Here is a 16,123-nt window from a genome sequence, read left to right as displayed (position 1 = left end):
AGAGCTTGATTCAAAGCTCTGGATCTAAAAGCTTAAAGGTAAAAAACTTACTTTGATAGCCGTTGTCTTTTAGTATATTATACTGACCGACTGCGGCATCGATATTTCCGACCTCTTGATAGAGCAAAGCAAGTGCTATGATATTTTCTACCGAAGTCGGATCTATTATTTTTGACAGTCTGATGTATCCTATGGCACTTTCTGGGTGGTTTGCTCCTATGCTAGCCACGCTTGCTAAAAATAGAGTATTTGCGTCATTCATCTCATATTTGTTTATCAGCTCATTGTAAATTGTATAGGATTCTTCATAATTTCTGGTAAATAGATCTATATATGCTAATGTTTGCATGATATTTTGATAATCACTCGAAGCATTGTCCAAATCAGCTTTTATCTTATCTCTTTGCACGTCCAAAAGTCCTGCTATTTGAAGAAGTTTTATATATTGAACTCTTACTATATTTGGCCCACCGTAAAATGATTTTGAATTTAGATTATTGCTAAAATAGTTGTATTGAACATTTTTTGCATATTCTTTTATATTATTTCCAGTAAATCTAGTTGTAAAATATAATATATTTGTAATGATATCATTAGGCAAAATCTCTTTTAGTTTCTCAGTTTTTTGTATGGCTATTTGGTTTAGACCAGATATATGGGCTATTATTGAGGCAAATGAAAGGTCTAAAACTTGTTCGCTTTTATCATTTTCAAGCCATCTAAGAAGGGCATTTTCGTTGCCAAGAACTAGCTGAATAATGGCTTCATATATATTATTTGGCTCTATATTTCCATCTTGATTTAGATTTTCTAAGACCTCTTCTATGAGTTTGGCATTTGTTTTTCCTATCATGCTCGAAGTCGTGATGGCAAAAACTCCACTAAGATAGTTGCTTGGATCTAAGTGATAGCTTGTGATAAAGTGCTTATAGGCTTGCGCGAAGTTGCCAAGCTGAGCGTAAGTAAGAGCTAGATTGTAGTGTAAGATAGAGTGCCCTGAGTAGATATTTATGATATCTAAAAACTCCTTATTTGCTTCTCTTAAATCATAATTCAAAGCTTTTGCTATAGTCTTTGAAATATTTAAATTTACCTTTGATATGATGCTGCTTGTTTTTAGGTATTCATCAGCCTGTGCGTTTTCATCTACAAATGCGCTAATTCCACCTTTTCTTATATAATCAATCGTCTGCTTAGCATCAAAAACCTTATAAGGCGCAAAATAAAATAGCATTTCATAGACATTTCTTGTATCAAAAAAAGTATTAATACTAAAGTTTTTTTGAGCTATATCTATATCGAAAAAATCTGGTTTTAAAATAGCTTTGATAGGATAAGTTGCTGTGATAAATGTTTGATTTTGGTCGTTTATGCTTTTTAAATTTAGAGCCGCCGATTCAAAATTGCCAATTTTGATATTGACTAAAGAGATGGCAAGCTTTATCAAATTTTGATTTTTTTCATCGACTAACGCCTTGTTTAAATGCTTTAGAGCGGCGTCATATTGTCCTGTTCTTGCATAAAGAAGTCCAAGTGGCAAATTTGGATTGTATCCATTTATGAGCTCAAGCGATTTTATGGCATCTTTATCTTGATATATGTAGCTTAAAATTTTTGATTTTATATAGTTTTTTTGGTTTTCATAGTATTTGCCTTCGCCCATACTATCTAAAATATATAAAGCTTCAATATAATATCCTTTATAAAAATTTATAAGTGCATTATAGTGATCATATAAAACCGAGTCTGATTCTTGAGATAAAAACGCTCCAGCGATGTCTATATAATATTTAAAAAGCTTGTCATTTTTAAGCTCAAGTGCAGATATAGCAGCATTCAAAGCACTAGCAGAAGTATTTTCTTGATTTTCTATGGCTTTTTTAAATGATCCAATAGCCTCTTCAAATCTGCCTTGATTCATCTGCGATACGCCAAGATTATAGTTTGATAAGGCTTCATTATATATTGCTATATTTTCATAAATTTTTAGTGCTTCAAATTTATTTCCACTTTCATAAAGGCTATTTGCTTTTTTTATTAGGTCGTCTATTTTTGATGGATTAAATTTCTGAGTTATTGTCTGTTTTGGCTCAGTTGGCGTGGTAGTTGGCATCTCAGGCTCACTATCGCTGCTTCTTAGAGCAAAGATTAAGATGATGATTATAAAAACAAGCAAAGACGCCCCAGCTGCACCAAAGATTATGAGCTTGCTTTTTGGCTTCTCTTCATCTTTGATTTCTGGTTGCACTTCCTCTTTTTTGTCTAATTCTTCAAGAGGGATTATGCCTTCATCTTTTTGCTCTTCATCTTTTTGAAGTATGACTACTTCATCATCTTTGGTTTGCTCTACGTCTGCCACTTTTTAGCCTTACATATATTTTTTAAGAACTTCTGGTATGCTTATTGCTCCATCTTCATTTTGATAGTTTTCCATGATAGCTACTAATGTTCTGCCTACTGCGAGACTTGAGCCATTTAGCGTATTTACTAAGCTATTTTTTTTACCATCTTTGAAGCGGATTTTAGCACGTCTTGCTTGGAAATCTCTAGTATTTGAGATAGAGCTTATCTCTCTGTATTTGCCTTGACCTGGAAGCCAAACTTCAAGATCGATAGTCTTAGCTGCACTAAATCCAAGATCTCCGCTACAAAGCATCATGTGTCTGTGAGGAAGCCCAAGAGCACTAAGCATATCTGAAGCACAGCTTATCATATCATCAAGGACTTTTGAGCTTTGTTCTGGAGTTGTTATGCTCACGAGCTCTACTTTTTCAAACTGGTGTTGGCGTATCATGCCACGAGTATCACGTCCAGCGCTTCCTGCTTCTTGTCTAAAACAAGCAGAATAGCAAGTCATTTTGATAGGCAGATTTTCTACTGGAATGATTTCGTTATTATATATGTTTGTCACTGGAACTTCACTTGTAGGGATAAGATACAAGTCTTCATCTCTCATTTTGTATAAATCTTCTTCAAATTTAGGTAGTTGTCCTGTGCCATAAAGTGTGTTTGAATTTACTAAAAACGGTACATTTACTAGCTCAAATCCTCTTGAAGTATTAAAATCAATCATAAAATTAACTAACGCTCTACTAAGTCTAGCCCCAACTCCTCTAAGCACGGTAAAACGGCTGCCAGCAAGCTTGGCACCAGTGGTGAAGTCAAGCCAACCAAGGCTCTCTCCAAGCTCAAAATGCTCTTTTGGTTTGAAGTTAAATTTAGTCGGCTCAAGAACTGTCTTGATGCAGACATTTTCATCTTCATCAGCTCCAAATGGAACATCATCGTCTATTATATTTGGCACACGACTAGCGACAAGGTCTAGTTTAGCTTCAAGTTCATTTACTAAATTTGCAGCATTTTGCATGGATTTTTTATTTTCTTCGAGCTCGGCTTTTAGAGACGATACATCTCCGCCATTTCTAGCTAGATTTCCGACCTCTTTTGATTTTGCATTTTGGATTGCTTGGAGATTTTCTAGCTCTTGTCTCTTTTGTTTTAGCTCATTATGAGTGTCTAAAAGTAGCTTTAAAACGCCTTCATCAACCTTTTTTGCCTTTAGTTTGGCATTAAACTCATCAAAGTTTGTTTCAATTAATTTTAAATTTATCATCGTCTTTCCTATCTATAAATTCCAACTACGTCTCTTACTTTTTCCATAGTCGCCCTAGCTACTTTTCTGGCTTTATTCGCACCAGTGTCGAGCATCTCATAAACTTCATTTTTGTGATTTATGTAATAATCAAATTTATCTCTAGCATCGCCAAAATAGTTCCAAACAAGCTCATTTAAATACATTTTAAAATGCCCATATCCTTCGCCGCCTTTTTCGTATCTTTTAGCTAGCTCAGCTTGACCTGCGTCATCCAAAAATAGCTTAGCAATTGCAAAGACATTGCAGGTTTTCCACTCTTTTGGCTCTTCAAGTGGAGTCGAGTCAGTCACTATGCTAGAGCACTGTTTTTTAAGCGTCTTTGCGTCACTGAAAATATCTATTGTATTTCCGTAGCTTTTACTCATTTTGGCTCCATCTGTTCCTGGAACTGTGGCTATGTTTGCCTCAACTTTAGCCTCAGGTAAGACAAAAATCTCGCCATGAGCGTTGTTAAATTTAAGTGCCAAATCTCTTGCTATTTCGACGTGCTGGATCTGATCTTTGCCAACTGGGACTAAATTTGAATTAAAAAGCAATATATCAGCAGCCATCAAAACTGGATAGCTAAAAAGCCCATGATGAGCCTCAGCGCCTTTTGCCACTTTGTCTTTGTAAGCATGAGCACGCTCGACCAAGCCCATAGGCGTGAGCTGACTCAAAATCCAGTAAAGCTCCAAGACCTCTTTTACATCGCTTTGCACCCAAAATGTCGATTTGTCTGGGTCTATGCCAAGAGCTAAAAACGCAGCCGCAGCCTCAAAAGTAGCGTCTTTTAGTTTCTTTGCTTCGCTTACTGAAGTCATGGCATGATAATTTGCGATAAACATAAACATATCATCTTTGCCTAAATTTTGAGCTTCTACCATAGGTTTTATACTAGCAAAATAATTGCCTAAATGGAACTTCCCTGAAGGCTGAAGTCCAGTCAATGTTCTCATAATTTTTCCTTTATTAAATTTAAAATCTCGTCCTTTACAAGCTCTATTGATTTATCATCTGTAACAATGGTAAAATCAGCCATTTGACTAAATTTATCTTGTGTTTGAACGTGTAGCTTGCAAGCTTTTTGCATATCTTGAAAGATTGGTCTTTTTTCTAGCTCATTTTTATCTTTTGAAAGCCTATCAATGATAGTTTCAAAGCTAGTTTTTAAGTAAAAATTTACCCCAAGTTCGTTTAAGCTTAGCCAGTGCATATTTCCGCCAGTTGCGATGACTGAGTTTTTGACACTGTTTTTCAAAAACAAAAACATTTTTTCTTGGCTAATTTTGAATGCCAAATCACCAAATTTAGCCCTCATATCTTTAGCCTTCATTGCGTTAAAACCCTCTAAAATATAGTCGCAATCAAGCATAAATTTATCCAAATTTGTAGCCAAAGCTTTAGCTATGGTACTTTTGCCGCTTCCCATAAATCCGCTCAAAACTATATTTTGAGTGCTCAATTCTTACCTTTTTGGATAAATTTGATTATCTCTTTTGCGATTTGTTTTGCGGATTTGTCTTCTATAATAACTACAAAATCAGCCTTTTTCTCATACTCTTTATCTCTTTGATCGTGAAGCTCTTTGGCTTTTTCTAAATTTGATAAAAGCGGTCTTTTGGCAAATTTTTTCTCACAATTACTTGATTTTTTCATTCTATCGATGATTTTTTCAAAGCTAGATTTTAGGTAAATTACGGTACCGATTTTGTTTAAATTTTTTACTTTATAAAATCCACCACCTGTGGAAATAATAGCATTTGAAACTGATTTTTCTAGAAATTTGGCTAAATTTAACTCTATTTTTCTAAACTCATCTTCGCCATCATCTTCAAAAATTTCTTTTATCTTTTTATTTGCAAAGCTCTCAATCATATCGTCGCCATCGATGGCAAAAATCCCCGTTTGCTTGGCTAGTTCTCTTGCTATAGTGCCTTTTCCAACGCCCATAAAACCGATTAAAACTATATTTTTATCAATTTTCATTGTTTTCCTCGTCATTTGAGCCACGATTTTTTGGTATTAGCACGACTGGAGTTCCATTTAGCTCGAAGCTCTCTCTTAATTTGTTTAAAAGATAGCGTTTATAGCTAAAGTGCAAAGATCTTGGTTTGTTCATGACTAAAGCTATTTTTGGTGGTGCGAAACCAAACTGAGCACCATAAAATATTTTAACGATTTTGCCATGATCTCTTGGGATTGGGTGGCAAGAAATAGCGTCTTGCAAGACTTCATTTAGTCTTGAAGTCTTGATTTTTTGGGTGTAGTTTTTGTAGACTTCAAGAATTAGTGGGTAGATTTTGTGTATTCTTTTGCCGCCAAGTGCTGAAACACTGACAACTGGAGCGTAAGCAAGAAACTTAAATTTATCTCTTAGCTCATAAACCACCTTGTCAAATTCATCATGATCTTTGTCCCATTTGTTTAAAACGATGATAACTCCAAGCTCAAATTTAGCAGCGATTCCAGCGATTCTCTCATCGAGTTCTGTTAGAGGCTGGCTTGCATCAAGGACAAGTAAGGCGATGTCTGAGTTTTCAAGTATTTTTTCTGTTCTATTGAGTGCAAATCTCTCGATTCCTTCGATTTTGCCACGTTTTCTGATACCTGCAGTATCTACAAACTCAAAAACCCTATCTTCATAGACAAAGCTCTCATTTACTGGATCTATCGTGGTTCCTTCGATGGTGCTTACTACTGAGCGATTTTCTTTAACCAGAGCATTTAAAAGGCTTGATTTGCCGACATTTACGCGGCCGATTATTCCGACATTTATGTTTTTGGTTTCGTAATCAACTGCTGGTTTTTGGATGTCTATTTCGCCTTTTTCATCAAAATCATCTAAAAACTCGTCAAATTCGCTAGTATCTGCTTTTAATGTCTCTTTTGGAAGGAAGTTGTAGATCCACGCACATAGCTCATCTGTGCCGATATTGTGGCTAACTGATAGGTTAAAAACCGTTTTGGCGCCAAATTCATTGAACTCCCAGCTTCTTTCTTCATCTTTTTTGCTATCAACTTTATTTACACAAAGTGCTATTGGTTTATTTAGGCTTGATAATTCATAAAAAAACTTCTTATCTATATCATCTGGTAGCATTTTTCCATCTACCATAAATACGATTATATCAGCGTTTTTAGCTTCGCTTAGTGTTTTGATTTTGACATTTTTAAACAGCTCATTGCTCTCATCAAGTCCACCGCTATCTATCAAAATACAGCTTTTATCATCTATAGTAATTTCGGCTTTATTTGTATCTCTTGTGGTGCCGCTCACGTCACTTGTGATGGCGATTCTTTGTCTAGCAAGTCTGTTAAAGAGCGAACTTTTTCCGACATTAGGACGCCCTATAAGTATAATTTTTTTCATATAATCCCTTTGAAAATTGGTCAATTATACCTAAAATTAGCTAAATTTATAAATTATTATGCAAGTAAATGCTAATATTTGGGCTTTAATTAATAATTAAATTTAAAAATAATTTTAGGATTATCTATGTATAGAAGTTTTTTGATGAGACATTTAGGTATTTATTATATGCTTATTGCTTCACTGCTTTTTGCGGCTACTGGGGCTTTTGCTAAACTTTTAAGTAGTGATATGAGCTCGATTGAAGTTGTGTTTTTTAGAAATGCAATCGGCTTTGTTCTCATACTTTTTGCACTTGGCAAAAAACCACTTCACCAAAAAGGTGGCAGACCATTTGTGCTTATTTTTCGTGGAGTTATAGGCACTCTTGGTTTGCTTGCATTTTTTTATAATGTCGCTCAAATAAATCTTGCTACAGCTTTTACATTTCAAAAAACAGCTCCGATTTTTACAGCTATCATCGCTATGTTTTTGTTCCAAGAAAAGCTTAGCAAGCTTGGTTGGATTGCGATTTTTATCGGATTTATTGGTATAGTTTTTATCGTCCAGCCAAATTTGGGGCTAAACAAAAATGACCTTGTTGGGCTTTTGAGTGGTGTTGGGGCGGCGATGGCTTATACAAGTATCAGAGAGCTTAGAAAATATTATGATACTAGGATTATAGTTTTATCTTTTATGACTTTTGGGACACTTATACCGCTTTTGTGTATGGTTGTGGGTGAGTTTTATTCGCCTGCAAATTTGGATTTTATATTTTCTAAATTTGCTATGCCAAATTTAACTGGTTTCATATATATAGCATTTATGGGAGTTTGTGGCGCTTGGTTTCAAATTTATCTAACCAAAGCTTACGCAGCTAGCAGAAAAGCAGGAGTTGTGGCAGCTGTCAGCTACAGTGACGTTTTATTTAGTATGCTTTTTGGGCTTTTGCTTGGTGATAGTTTGCCAAACTGGGCTGCAATGTGTGGTATATGCTTGATTGTCGTTAGCGGAATTTTGATAGCTAAAGAGAAGTAAGTAAGCAAATATTTAGTGGAATTTAGCTAAAATCGGCAAAAATTTTAGGAAAAAATATGATATTGATAGCTGGACCTTGTGTCATCGAAAATAGAGATTTAGTGTTTAAAGTCGCTGAGAAATTGGCTAAATTTAACGAAATGGGCTGGATTGATTTTTATTTCAAATCTAGCTTTGATAAGGCAAATAGAACTAGCATAAGTAGCTTTAGAGGGCCTGGACTTGAAGAGGGCTGCAAAATACTTGATGAGGTTAAAAAAGAGTTTGGATATAAAATTTTAACTGACATTCACGAAAGCTATCAAGCTGCTCCAGTAGCTGACGTGGCTGACGCTCTTCAGATTCCAGCGTTTTTGTGCCGTCAGACTGATTTGCTAGTGGCTGCTGCTAAAACAAAAGCGATGGTAAATATCAAAAAAGGTCAGTTTTTAGCTCCAGATGCGATGAAACACAGCGTAAAAAAAGTCCTTGAAACTCGTGGCGTGAGTGAGTTTGGCTATGAAGTAGCTAAACAAAATGGCGTTTATCTTTGTGAAAGGGGAAGCACCTTTGGTTATGGAAATTTAGTCGTAGATATGAGGAGTTTAGTCATCATGCGTGAGTTTGCGCCTGTGATTTTTGATGCGACTCATAGCGTACAAATGCCTAGCGCAAATGGAGCTACAAGCGGCGGCGATAGTAGATTTGTCCCTTATCTTGCAAGAGCTGCTGCTAGCGTGGGAGTAGATGGATTTTTCTATGAAACACACATCAATCCTTGTGAGGCGCTTTGTGATGGGCCAAATATGCTAAATTTGGACGCTTTGGAAAAAAATATAAACGAAGTAAAAGCTATCCGCGACGTTTTAGGAATGTAATTTGTCAAACAAAGGTTTTGTTTTTGTAATAATCGGCGCTATTGTCGAGTGTGGCTGGGCGTATGGGCTAAAGCACGCTAATTCAAATTTAGAATACGGCATCACGGCTTTGCTAGTTTGTGCTAGTTTTTTTATATTTATGCAAGCATTTAAGTATTTGCCAGCGAGCGTGGCTTATACTTTGTTTGTTGGGTTTGGTGCGTTTTTTATAGTTTTGGCTGAGATGGCGACTGACTATTATAATGGAAATGAGATAAATTTATTAAGAGTATTTTTTATAGCCACTTTGTTGGCTGGAGTTTTTGGGCTTAAAAGGCTAGAGAAGTGATCTATATAGCTGCTTTGCTCTTAGCTGGGCTTTGCGAAGTTGTTGGTGTGATTTTTCTAAACAACATGGCGAAGGCTAAAGGTGTCAAAAAGGCTGCAAGTTTTATATTTTTAGTTGCTACTTTTGCTTCTTCTTTAAGCTTACTTAGTTACTCAATGAATGTAATAGCTATGTCTGTGGCTTATGCTATTTGGACTGGTATAGGTGCTGTGGGAGCTGTTTTTGTGGGGGTATTTTTCAATCACGAAAAATTAAGCCCAAAAAAGTGCTTTTATCTTTTTTTGATAATTTTTAGTGTTATAATGTTGAAAATAATTTAAGGAGAAAATATGAACGTAATAGAAGGAAATTTAAGCCTAAGTGGAAATGAAAAAGTAGCAATAATCAATGCAAGATTTAATCATATAATAACAGATAGATTGGTTGAAGGTGCAAAAGATGCGTTTTTGAGACATGGCGGCAAGGAAGAAAATCTAGATTTGATACTTGTACCTGGTGCTTTTGAAATCCCAATGGCGCTTGAAAAAGCTCTAAGCACTGGCAAATGGGATGCAGTGTGTTGCGTGGGAGCTGTGATTAGGGGAAGTACGCCACATTTTGATTACGTGAGTGCTGAGACCACAAAAGGCATTGCGAGTGTTACTTTAAAATATGGTAAACCAGTTACATTTGGGGTTTTGACAGTTGATAGCATCGAGCAAGCCATAGAAAGAGCAGGCTCAAAAGCTGGAAATAAGGGCTTTGAAGCGATGACTGGAATAGTAGAGCTTCTAAGTTTATACAAAAATATAAAGGCTTAATATGGCAACAAGACATCAAGTAAGGCAAAGCGTCGTTAGCTTGCTTTATGCAAATGAAATGGGCAGCGAAATGGAGGAGTTCTCAAGCGAATTTCTTGAAGAAAAAAAGATAAGAAACGACCAAAAAAGCTTTACTTTAAGCCTTTATAATGGCGTTTTGGATAATTTAAATTTGATAGATGAAGAGCTAAACTCTCACCTTGGCAAATGGAAACTTGAAGAGATAGGAACTGTAGAAAGGGCCATACTTAGACTTGGGGCTTATGAGATCAAATTTAGCGACATAGATGGCGCAATAATCATAAATGAAGCAATCTTACTAGCAAACGAGCTTGGAAGTGATTCATCAACTCGCCTAATAAACGGCGTTCTTGATGCTATAAGCAAGGACAAAGCCAAATGAAACTTTGCGTCGCTTTGGATCTTGAGAGCAAAAATGAATGCTTAAATTTAGCTAGCGAGCTAAAGGGGCTTGATCTTTGGCTAAAAGTCGGGCTTAGAGCTTATTTGCGTGATGGGGCTAAATTTATAGAAGAGCTAAAAAATATTGGGGATTTCAAGATATTTTTGGATCTTAAAGTACACGATATCCCAAATACAATGGCTGATGCTTGTGAGGTTATCTCAAAGCTTGGCGTTGATATGATAAATTTGCATGCTAGCAGTGGTAGGGTCGCTATGAGCACTGTAATGGAGCGTTTAGCAAAATTGCCAAATAGACCTTTGGTGCTTGGGGTTTCTGCTTTGACTAGTTTCGATGAGCCAACTTTTAGAGAAATTTATAGCGCTGATATTGGTGATAGTGTGAGTAGATTTTCTAAAATTGCTTATGAGTGTGGGCTTGATGGAATGGTTTGCTCTGTATTTGAGAGTTTGGCGATCAAAAATGCTACAAACGATAAATTGATTACTTTGACTCCTGGCATACGTCCTTTTGGTGAGGCTAGCAACGACCAAAAAAGAGTGGCAAATCTTGAAATGGCTATTCAAAATAGATCTGATTTCATAGTAGTAGGTCGCCCTATATACCAAGTACAAAAACCAAATGAGATAGCTGCAAAGATATTATCATATATAAATTCATAGTAGTAAATATAAAATGCAATTTTCATTTGTAAATTTAAGCATTTTATAAGAGACTTAGGGATATAATTGCATTTCACTTTTTAAGGACAGATGGGTGAGCGGCTGAAACCACACCCCTGCTAAGGGTGCAAGTCTTAATCGGGCTTCGAGGGTTCAAATCCCTCTCTGTCCGCCACTACAATTTTAATTTTAAATCATTTTTTTAATCTTTTATTTTTTTAGCTAATTTTTTTAATTTATTGCCATTTTGCTATAAATTTATACTCATTTTTAATAATTTAAAAATTATCAATAAAAAGATAAAAAACCCTTGACATCAAATAAAAAATAAGATATAATTCCAGCTCACAAGTTAAAGGTGCTGGTGTAGCTCAGTTGGTAGAGCAACTGCCTTGTAAGCAGTAGGTCGGCGGTTCGACTCCGTTCACCAGCTCCATTAATTTTTACAGTGTTTGACCAGATATCATATAGCAATCAAATTTTTTACATTTTAGGTGAGATACTCAAGCGGCCAACGAGGGCAGACTGTAAATCTGCTGACTTTGTCTTCCGTGGTTCGAATCCACGTCTCACCACCATTGCTATTTGCGGGAGTAGCTCAGTTGGCTAGAGCATCAGCCTTCCAAGCTGAGGGTCGCGGGTTCGAGTCCCGTTTCCCGCTCCATTTGGATTTTTGACTGGGAGCTGTTTCTTAATTTATCTATTCTTTAAATTATGCAGTTATTCTAGTCTACAAGTTTTTTTGGTGTTTGTATTATTATTGTAAAACTCTGCTTTGCCACGCTAAGTTGTTTCTTATTAGAAACGCTCATATGGCTCAGAGGTAGAGCACTTCCTTGGTAAGGAAGAGGTCGTGGGTTCAAGTCCCGCTATGAGCTCCATTTAAGATATAATAAGAAAATACATAATATACAAACTTTAAATTTTAAAAGTTAAAATTTATAACGGAGGATACAATGGCTAAGGAAAAATTTTCACGTAATAAGCCACACGTAAACATCGGTACTATTGGTCACGTTGACCACGGTAAAACAACATTAACAGCTGCTATATCTGCTGTTCTTTCAAGAAAAGGTCTTGCTGAGCTTAAAGATTACGATAACATCGATAATGCTCCAGAAGAAAAAGAGAGAGGTATTACAATCGCTACTTCTCACATTGAGTATGAGACTGAAAATCGCCACTATGCACACGTCGACTGCCCAGGCCACGCCGACTATGTTAAAAACATGATTACTGGTGCTGCTCAAATGGACGGTGCTATTCTAGTTGTTTCTGCGGCTGATGGTCCAATGCCACAAACTAGAGAGCACATTCTTCTATCTCGCCAAGTTGGTGTTCCATATATAGTTGTTTTCATGAACAAAGCTGATATGGTTGATGACGCTGAACTTCTAGAGTTAGTTGAAATGGAAATTAGAGAGCTTCTAAGCGAATATGATTTCCCAGGTGATGATACTCCAATCGTAAGCGGTTCTGCTCTTCAAGCTCTTGAAGAAGCTAAAGCTGGTACTGATGGTGAATGGTCAGCTAAAATTATGGATCTTATGGCTGCAGTTGATAGCTATATTCCAACTCCAGTTCGTGCAACTGATAAAGACTTCTTGATGCCAATTGAAGATGTATTCTCAATTTCAGGTCGTGGTACAGTTGTTACTGGTAGAATTGAAAAAGGTATCGTTAAAGTTGGCGATACAATCGAAATCGTAGGTATCAGAGATACACAAACTACAACAGTTACTGGCGTTGAGATGTTTAGAAAAGAAATGGATCAAGGCGAGGCTGGTGATAACGTTGGTGTTCTTTTACGTGGTACTAAGAAAGAGGATGTTGAAAGAGGTATGGTTCTTTGTAAGCCAAAATCAATCACTCCTCACACTAAATTCGAGGGTGAAGTTTATATCTTGACTAAAGAAGAGGGTGGTAGACATACTCCATTCTTTAACAACTATAGACCACAATTCTATGTAAGAACAACAGATGTTACTGGTTCAATCACTCTACCAGAAGGTACAGAGATGGTTATGCCTGGTGATAACCTAAAAATTACTGTTGAGCTAATTGCTCCAGTAGCGCTTGAAGATGGAACAAGATTTGCGATCCGTGAGGGTGGTAGAACTGTTGGTTCAGGCGTTGTATCTAAAATATTAGCTTAATTTTTATAGTTGCGGGCTTCGGCTCGCACTAGTTAAATAAGGATTTATTAATGGCAAGTGCAAATAGAGTTAAAATCGGTTTGAAGTGCGTTGAATGTAATGATATTAATTACACAACTACTAAAAACAGTAAAAAAACAACTGAAAAGTTAGAACTTAAAAAATATTGCCCAAGATTAAAAAAACATACAGTGCATAAAGAAGTTAAACTTAAATAAGGCATATACTTCTTAACTGTATGCCAATAGGGCAGTAGCTCCAACGGTAGAGCGCCGGATTCCAAATCCGATGGTTGGGGGTTCGAATCCCTCCTGCCCTGCCACAAAAGGTTAAATATGGAAAAATTTATAAGTTATTTTAAATTATCAAGAGCAGAGATTGGCAAGGTTATTTTTCCTACCAAAGAGCAAATAAGAAATGCATTTATAACAGTTTTTGCTGTTGTAGCTATAGTTTCTCTATTTTTAGCTTTGGTTGATTTGATAATGTCATTTACTGTATCAAAACTTGCATAAGGAATAAAAATGGCGCATAAATGGTATGCTATTCAAACCTATGCTGGTAGTGAAATGAGTGTTAAAAGAGCTATAGAAAATTTAGTTCGCGATCATGGTATAGAAAAACAACTTTTAGAAGTTATAGTTCCTACAGAAGATGTGATTGAAATTAAAAATGGAAAGCAAAAAATAAATGAAAGAAGCTTATACCCCGGTTATGCTTTTGCTCATTTAGATTTAGACACAGCTCTTTGGCAAAAAATTCAATCACTTCCTAAGGTTGGTAGATTCATTGGTGAATCTAAAAAGCCAACTCCTTTGAGTGATAAAGATATTGATTTAATATTAGAAAAAGTTAACAAAAGAGCAGCTCCTAAACCAAAAATTTCATTTGAAACAGGTGAAATTGTCCGCGTTACTGAAGGACCATTTGCCAATTTTAATGGAACGGTTGAAGAGTATGATATGGTTCATGGTAAACTTCGTCTTAATGTTTCTATATTTGGAAGAAGTACACCAGTTGAGATTTTATATTCACAAGTTGAAAAGATAGTATAAGTTTAAGGAGAAAGTTTATGGCTAAAAAAGTTGTAGGCGAAATCAAATTACAAATTGCAGCTACAAAGGCTAATCCAAGTCCACCAGTTGGTCCTGCACTAGGTCAACAAGGTGTAAATATTATGGAATTTTGTAAAGCATTTAACGAAAGAACTAAAGATATGGCTGGATACAATATTCCAGTTGTTATCACAGTTTATGCTGATAAAAGTTTTACATTCGTAACAAAACAACCACCAGCAACTGACTTGATTAAAAAAGCAGCTGGAATCACTAAAGGTGCGGATAATCCGTTGAAAAATAAAGTAGGCAAATTAACAAAAGCACAAATTCTTGAGATTGTCGATAGAAAAATTGTTGATATGAATACTAAAGATAAAGAGCAAGCAGCTAAGATTATTTCTGGTTCAGCTCGTTCTATGGGTATAACCGTAGTCGATTAATCCAATACCGCTGGGATTTTAAAAAATAGCGGTAGCACTTTAAAAATGCGGAGAAATTAATGTCAAAAAAAGTTACAAAAAGATTTTCTGAATTACTAAAAAAAGTTGATTCTAATAAAATATATGCTTTAAATGATGCAGTTGATACAATTAAAACATTGTCATCTGCTAAATTTGATGAAACAGTTGAAATAGCACTTAAACTTAACGTCGATCCAAGACACGCAGACCAAATGGTTAGAGGATCTGTAGTGTTGCCAGCTGGTACAGGTAAGACTGTAAGAGTTGCTGTAATAGCAAAAGATGCAAAAGCTGATGAAGCTAAAGCAGCTGGTGCTGATATAGTTGGAGCTGAAGATTTTGTTGATGATATAGCTAAAGGCGTTATAAACTTTGACGTACTTATTGCTACTCCAAATTTGATGGGTCTAGTTGGTAAAGTTGGTCGTTTACTTGGACCAAAAGGTCTTATGCCAAACCCTAAAACTGGAACTGTTACAATGGATGTTGCACAAGCAGTTAATAACGCAAAAAGCGGTCAAGTTAACTTCCGTGTTGATAAACAAGGAAATATCCACGCTGGCTTAGGAAAAGTAAGTTTTACTAAAGAGCAACTAAATGAAAATATAACTGCTTTTATAAAAACTATAAATAAACATAAACCAGCTACTTCAAAAGGTAGATATATAAAATCTGCTGCACTTTCATTAACAATGAGCCCATCTGTAACTCTTGAACCACTAGAGCTTATGGATATTAAATAATTAAAATTACATCTTAGATTGGAGATAGTCGAGGCAAAAGCTTAATTGAGCCATCTGGCTCTCTCTACTTGAAATCACCGGTCGGAAAGGAGAAACAAAATGACTAGAAACGAAAAAGCTAAAATAATTTCAAACCTTGAGGCTGAGTTTACAGCAAGCGATGCTATAGTTGTTTGTGACTATAAAGGTCTTAGCGTTAAAAAATTAGAACTTCTAAGAAATAATGCTAGAGAACTTAATGTAAAAGTACAAGTTATAAAAAATACTCTTGCAAATATCGCTTTGAATAACTGTGGAAAATCTGGTATGGAGCTTAAAGATACAAATATATTTGTATGGGGCGAAGACCAACTAGCAGTTACAAAAGTTGTAGCTAAATTTGAAGAGACAAATACTGATCTTTTCAAAATTAAAACTGCATTCATTGATGGTGAAGTTGCTCCAGTTAGCAAAGTTGTTGCTCTTTCTAAAATGCCATCTCGTGATGAACTTATCGCGATGCTATTGCAAGTTTGGAATGCACCAATACAAAACTTTACTATCGGCTTAAATGCGCTTAAAGAAAAAAAAGAACAAACAGCTTAATATAATTTTGAGCTAAAAATAAATT

20 protein-coding genes and 6 tRNA genes are annotated in these 16,123 nt (G+C 35.8%); 20 read left to right on the top strand and 6 right to left on the bottom strand.

Going from position 1 to position 16,123, the window contains the following annotated elements; genetic code table 11:
• Nucleotides 1-10 precede the first annotated feature (10 nt).
• Genes CIG1485E_RS06785 through der form a run of 6 tightly spaced genes read right to left on the bottom strand, consistent with a single transcriptional unit; the run spans nucleotide 11 to nucleotide 7,007 of the window.
• Complete coding sequence (locus tag CIG1485E_RS06785; RefSeq protein ID WP_038454858.1) at nucleotides 11-2,359, bottom strand: tetratricopeptide repeat protein; 2,349 nt, start codon at nucleotides 2,357-2,359, stop codon at nucleotides 11-13.
• Nucleotides 2,360-2,368: 9 nt separating this feature from the next.
• The gene (serS, locus tag CIG1485E_RS06780) at nucleotides 2,369-3,613 is read right to left on the bottom strand and encodes a serine--tRNA ligase (protein ID WP_038454856.1); all 1,245 of its coding nucleotides are present in this window, start codon (nucleotides 3,611-3,613) and stop codon (nucleotides 2,369-2,371) included.
• A gap of 8 nt (nucleotides 3,614-3,621) precedes the next feature.
• A complete protein-coding gene (gene trpS, locus CIG1485E_RS06775) occupies nucleotides 3,622-4,593 on the bottom strand; it encodes a tryptophan--tRNA ligase (protein ID WP_038454854.1) in 972 nt (323 codons plus the stop codon).
• Nucleotides 4,590-5,099 (bottom strand): shikimate kinase, encoded by a 510-nt coding sequence (locus tag CIG1485E_RS06770; protein WP_051870947.1) that lies wholly within the window; start codon nucleotides 5,097-5,099, stop codon nucleotides 4,590-4,592. The genes trpS and CIG1485E_RS06770 overlap by 4 nt, the downstream gene beginning before the upstream one ends.
• On the bottom strand, nucleotides 5,096-5,623 hold the full coding sequence (locus CIG1485E_RS06765; protein WP_038454853.1) for a shikimate kinase: 528 nt from the start codon (nucleotides 5,621-5,623) through the stop codon (nucleotides 5,096-5,098). The genes CIG1485E_RS06770 and CIG1485E_RS06765 overlap by 4 nt, the downstream gene beginning before the upstream one ends.
• Nucleotides 5,613-7,007 (bottom strand): ribosome biogenesis GTPase Der, encoded by a 1,395-nt coding sequence (gene der / locus CIG1485E_RS06760; protein ID WP_038454852.1) that lies wholly within the window; start codon nucleotides 7,005-7,007, stop codon nucleotides 5,613-5,615. Before der ends, CIG1485E_RS06765 begins: the two co-directional genes overlap by 11 nt.
• 126 nt (nucleotides 7,008-7,133) lie before the next feature.
• Between der and CIG1485E_RS06755 the strand changes: the two genes are divergently transcribed.
• The 20 genes from CIG1485E_RS06755 (at nucleotide 7,134) to rplJ (ending at nucleotide 16,098) form a co-directional block, all read left to right on the top strand.
• The gene (locus CIG1485E_RS06755) at nucleotides 7,134-8,024 is read left to right on the top strand and encodes a DMT family transporter (protein WP_038454850.1); all 891 of its coding nucleotides are present in this window, start codon (nucleotides 7,134-7,136) and stop codon (nucleotides 8,022-8,024) included.
• Between the two features lie 56 nt (nucleotides 8,025-8,080).
• Nucleotides 8,081-8,881, top strand: coding sequence for a 3-deoxy-8-phosphooctulonate synthase (gene kdsA, locus CIG1485E_RS06750; RefSeq protein WP_038454848.1), 801 nt, complete (start codon nucleotides 8,081-8,083; stop codon nucleotides 8,879-8,881).
• Between the two features lies 1 nt (nucleotide 8,882).
• Nucleotides 8,883-9,209, top strand: coding sequence for a DMT family transporter (locus CIG1485E_RS06745; RefSeq protein WP_038454846.1), 327 nt, complete (start codon nucleotides 8,883-8,885; stop codon nucleotides 9,207-9,209).
• Nucleotides 9,206-9,529: a DMT family transporter gene (locus tag CIG1485E_RS06740; protein ID WP_051870946.1), complete on the top strand. Its 324-nt coding sequence runs from the start codon at nucleotides 9,206-9,208 to the stop codon at nucleotides 9,527-9,529. The genes CIG1485E_RS06745 and CIG1485E_RS06740 overlap by 4 nt, the downstream gene beginning before the upstream one ends.
• Nucleotides 9,530-9,538: 9 nt before the next feature.
• Nucleotides 9,539-10,009 carry a 6,7-dimethyl-8-ribityllumazine synthase gene (gene ribH, locus CIG1485E_RS06735; protein ID WP_038454844.1) on the top strand — a complete coding sequence of 157 codons (471 nt, stop codon included), beginning with the start codon at nucleotides 9,539-9,541 and terminating at the stop codon, nucleotides 10,007-10,009.
• A 1-nt stretch (nucleotide 10,010) separates the two neighbouring features.
• Nucleotides 10,011-10,412, top strand: coding sequence for a transcription antitermination factor NusB (nusB, locus tag CIG1485E_RS06730; protein WP_038454842.1), 402 nt, complete (start codon nucleotides 10,011-10,013; stop codon nucleotides 10,410-10,412).
• On the top strand, nucleotides 10,409-11,095 hold the full coding sequence (gene pyrF / locus CIG1485E_RS06725; protein ID WP_038454840.1) for an orotidine-5'-phosphate decarboxylase: 687 nt from the start codon (nucleotides 10,409-10,411) through the stop codon (nucleotides 11,093-11,095). The genes nusB and pyrF overlap by 4 nt, the downstream gene beginning before the upstream one ends.
• An 84-nt stretch (nucleotides 11,096-11,179) precedes the next feature.
• Nucleotides 11,180-11,270, top strand: a tRNA-Ser gene (locus CIG1485E_RS06720).
• Between the two features lie 185 nt (nucleotides 11,271-11,455).
• Nucleotides 11,456-11,531: transfer RNA gene (locus CIG1485E_RS06715), tRNA-Thr, on the top strand.
• A gap of 57 nt (nucleotides 11,532-11,588) precedes the next feature.
• Nucleotides 11,589-11,673, top strand: a tRNA-Tyr gene (locus CIG1485E_RS06710).
• A 9-nt stretch (nucleotides 11,674-11,682) separates the two neighbouring features.
• Nucleotides 11,683-11,759 (top strand) — tRNA-Gly (locus CIG1485E_RS06705).
• A 142-nt stretch (nucleotides 11,760-11,901) separates the two neighbouring features.
• A tRNA-Thr gene (locus tag CIG1485E_RS06700) sits at nucleotides 11,902-11,976 on the top strand.
• 75 nt (nucleotides 11,977-12,051) lie between these two features.
• Nucleotides 12,052-13,251: an elongation factor Tu gene (gene tuf, locus CIG1485E_RS06695; RefSeq protein WP_038454838.1), complete on the top strand. Its 1,200-nt coding sequence runs from the start codon at nucleotides 12,052-12,054 to the stop codon at nucleotides 13,249-13,251.
• Between the two features lie 50 nt (nucleotides 13,252-13,301).
• Nucleotides 13,302-13,469, top strand: a complete 168-nt coding sequence (gene rpmG / locus CIG1485E_RS06690) for a 50S ribosomal protein L33 (protein WP_038454836.1) — start codon at nucleotides 13,302-13,304, stop codon at nucleotides 13,467-13,469.
• Between the two features lie 28 nt (nucleotides 13,470-13,497).
• Nucleotides 13,498-13,573 (top strand) — tRNA-Trp (locus CIG1485E_RS06685).
• 13 nt (nucleotides 13,574-13,586) lie between these two features.
• Nucleotides 13,587-13,766 (top strand): preprotein translocase subunit SecE, encoded by a 180-nt coding sequence (gene secE / locus CIG1485E_RS06680; RefSeq protein WP_002850125.1) that lies wholly within the window; start codon nucleotides 13,587-13,589, stop codon nucleotides 13,764-13,766.
• A gap of 9 nt (nucleotides 13,767-13,775) precedes the next feature.
• Nucleotides 13,776-14,306, top strand: a complete 531-nt coding sequence (gene nusG / locus CIG1485E_RS06675) for a transcription termination/antitermination protein NusG (protein WP_038454834.1) — start codon at nucleotides 13,776-13,778, stop codon at nucleotides 14,304-14,306.
• A gap of 17 nt (nucleotides 14,307-14,323) precedes the next feature.
• The gene (gene rplK, locus CIG1485E_RS06670; RefSeq protein ID WP_038454832.1) at nucleotides 14,324-14,749 is read left to right on the top strand and encodes a 50S ribosomal protein L11; all 426 of its coding nucleotides are present in this window, start codon (nucleotides 14,324-14,326) and stop codon (nucleotides 14,747-14,749) included.
• A 59-nt stretch (nucleotides 14,750-14,808) separates the two neighbouring features.
• Nucleotides 14,809-15,513 (top strand): 50S ribosomal protein L1, encoded by a 705-nt coding sequence (rplA, locus tag CIG1485E_RS06665; RefSeq protein WP_038454830.1) that lies wholly within the window; start codon nucleotides 14,809-14,811, stop codon nucleotides 15,511-15,513.
• A gap of 99 nt (nucleotides 15,514-15,612) precedes the next feature.
• Nucleotides 15,613-16,098, top strand: coding sequence for a 50S ribosomal protein L10 (rplJ, locus tag CIG1485E_RS06660; RefSeq protein ID WP_038454829.1), 486 nt, complete (start codon nucleotides 15,613-15,615; stop codon nucleotides 16,096-16,098).
• The last annotated feature ends 25 nt before the right edge of the window (nucleotides 16,099-16,123 follow it).

It is taken from the genome of Campylobacter iguaniorum, assembly GCF_000736415.1.
GTDB lineage: Bacteria > Campylobacterota > Campylobacteria > Campylobacterales > Campylobacteraceae > Campylobacter > Campylobacter iguaniorum.
Note: the sequence above shows the minus strand (reverse complement) of the source record. Positions and strands in the feature narration are given on the sequence as shown.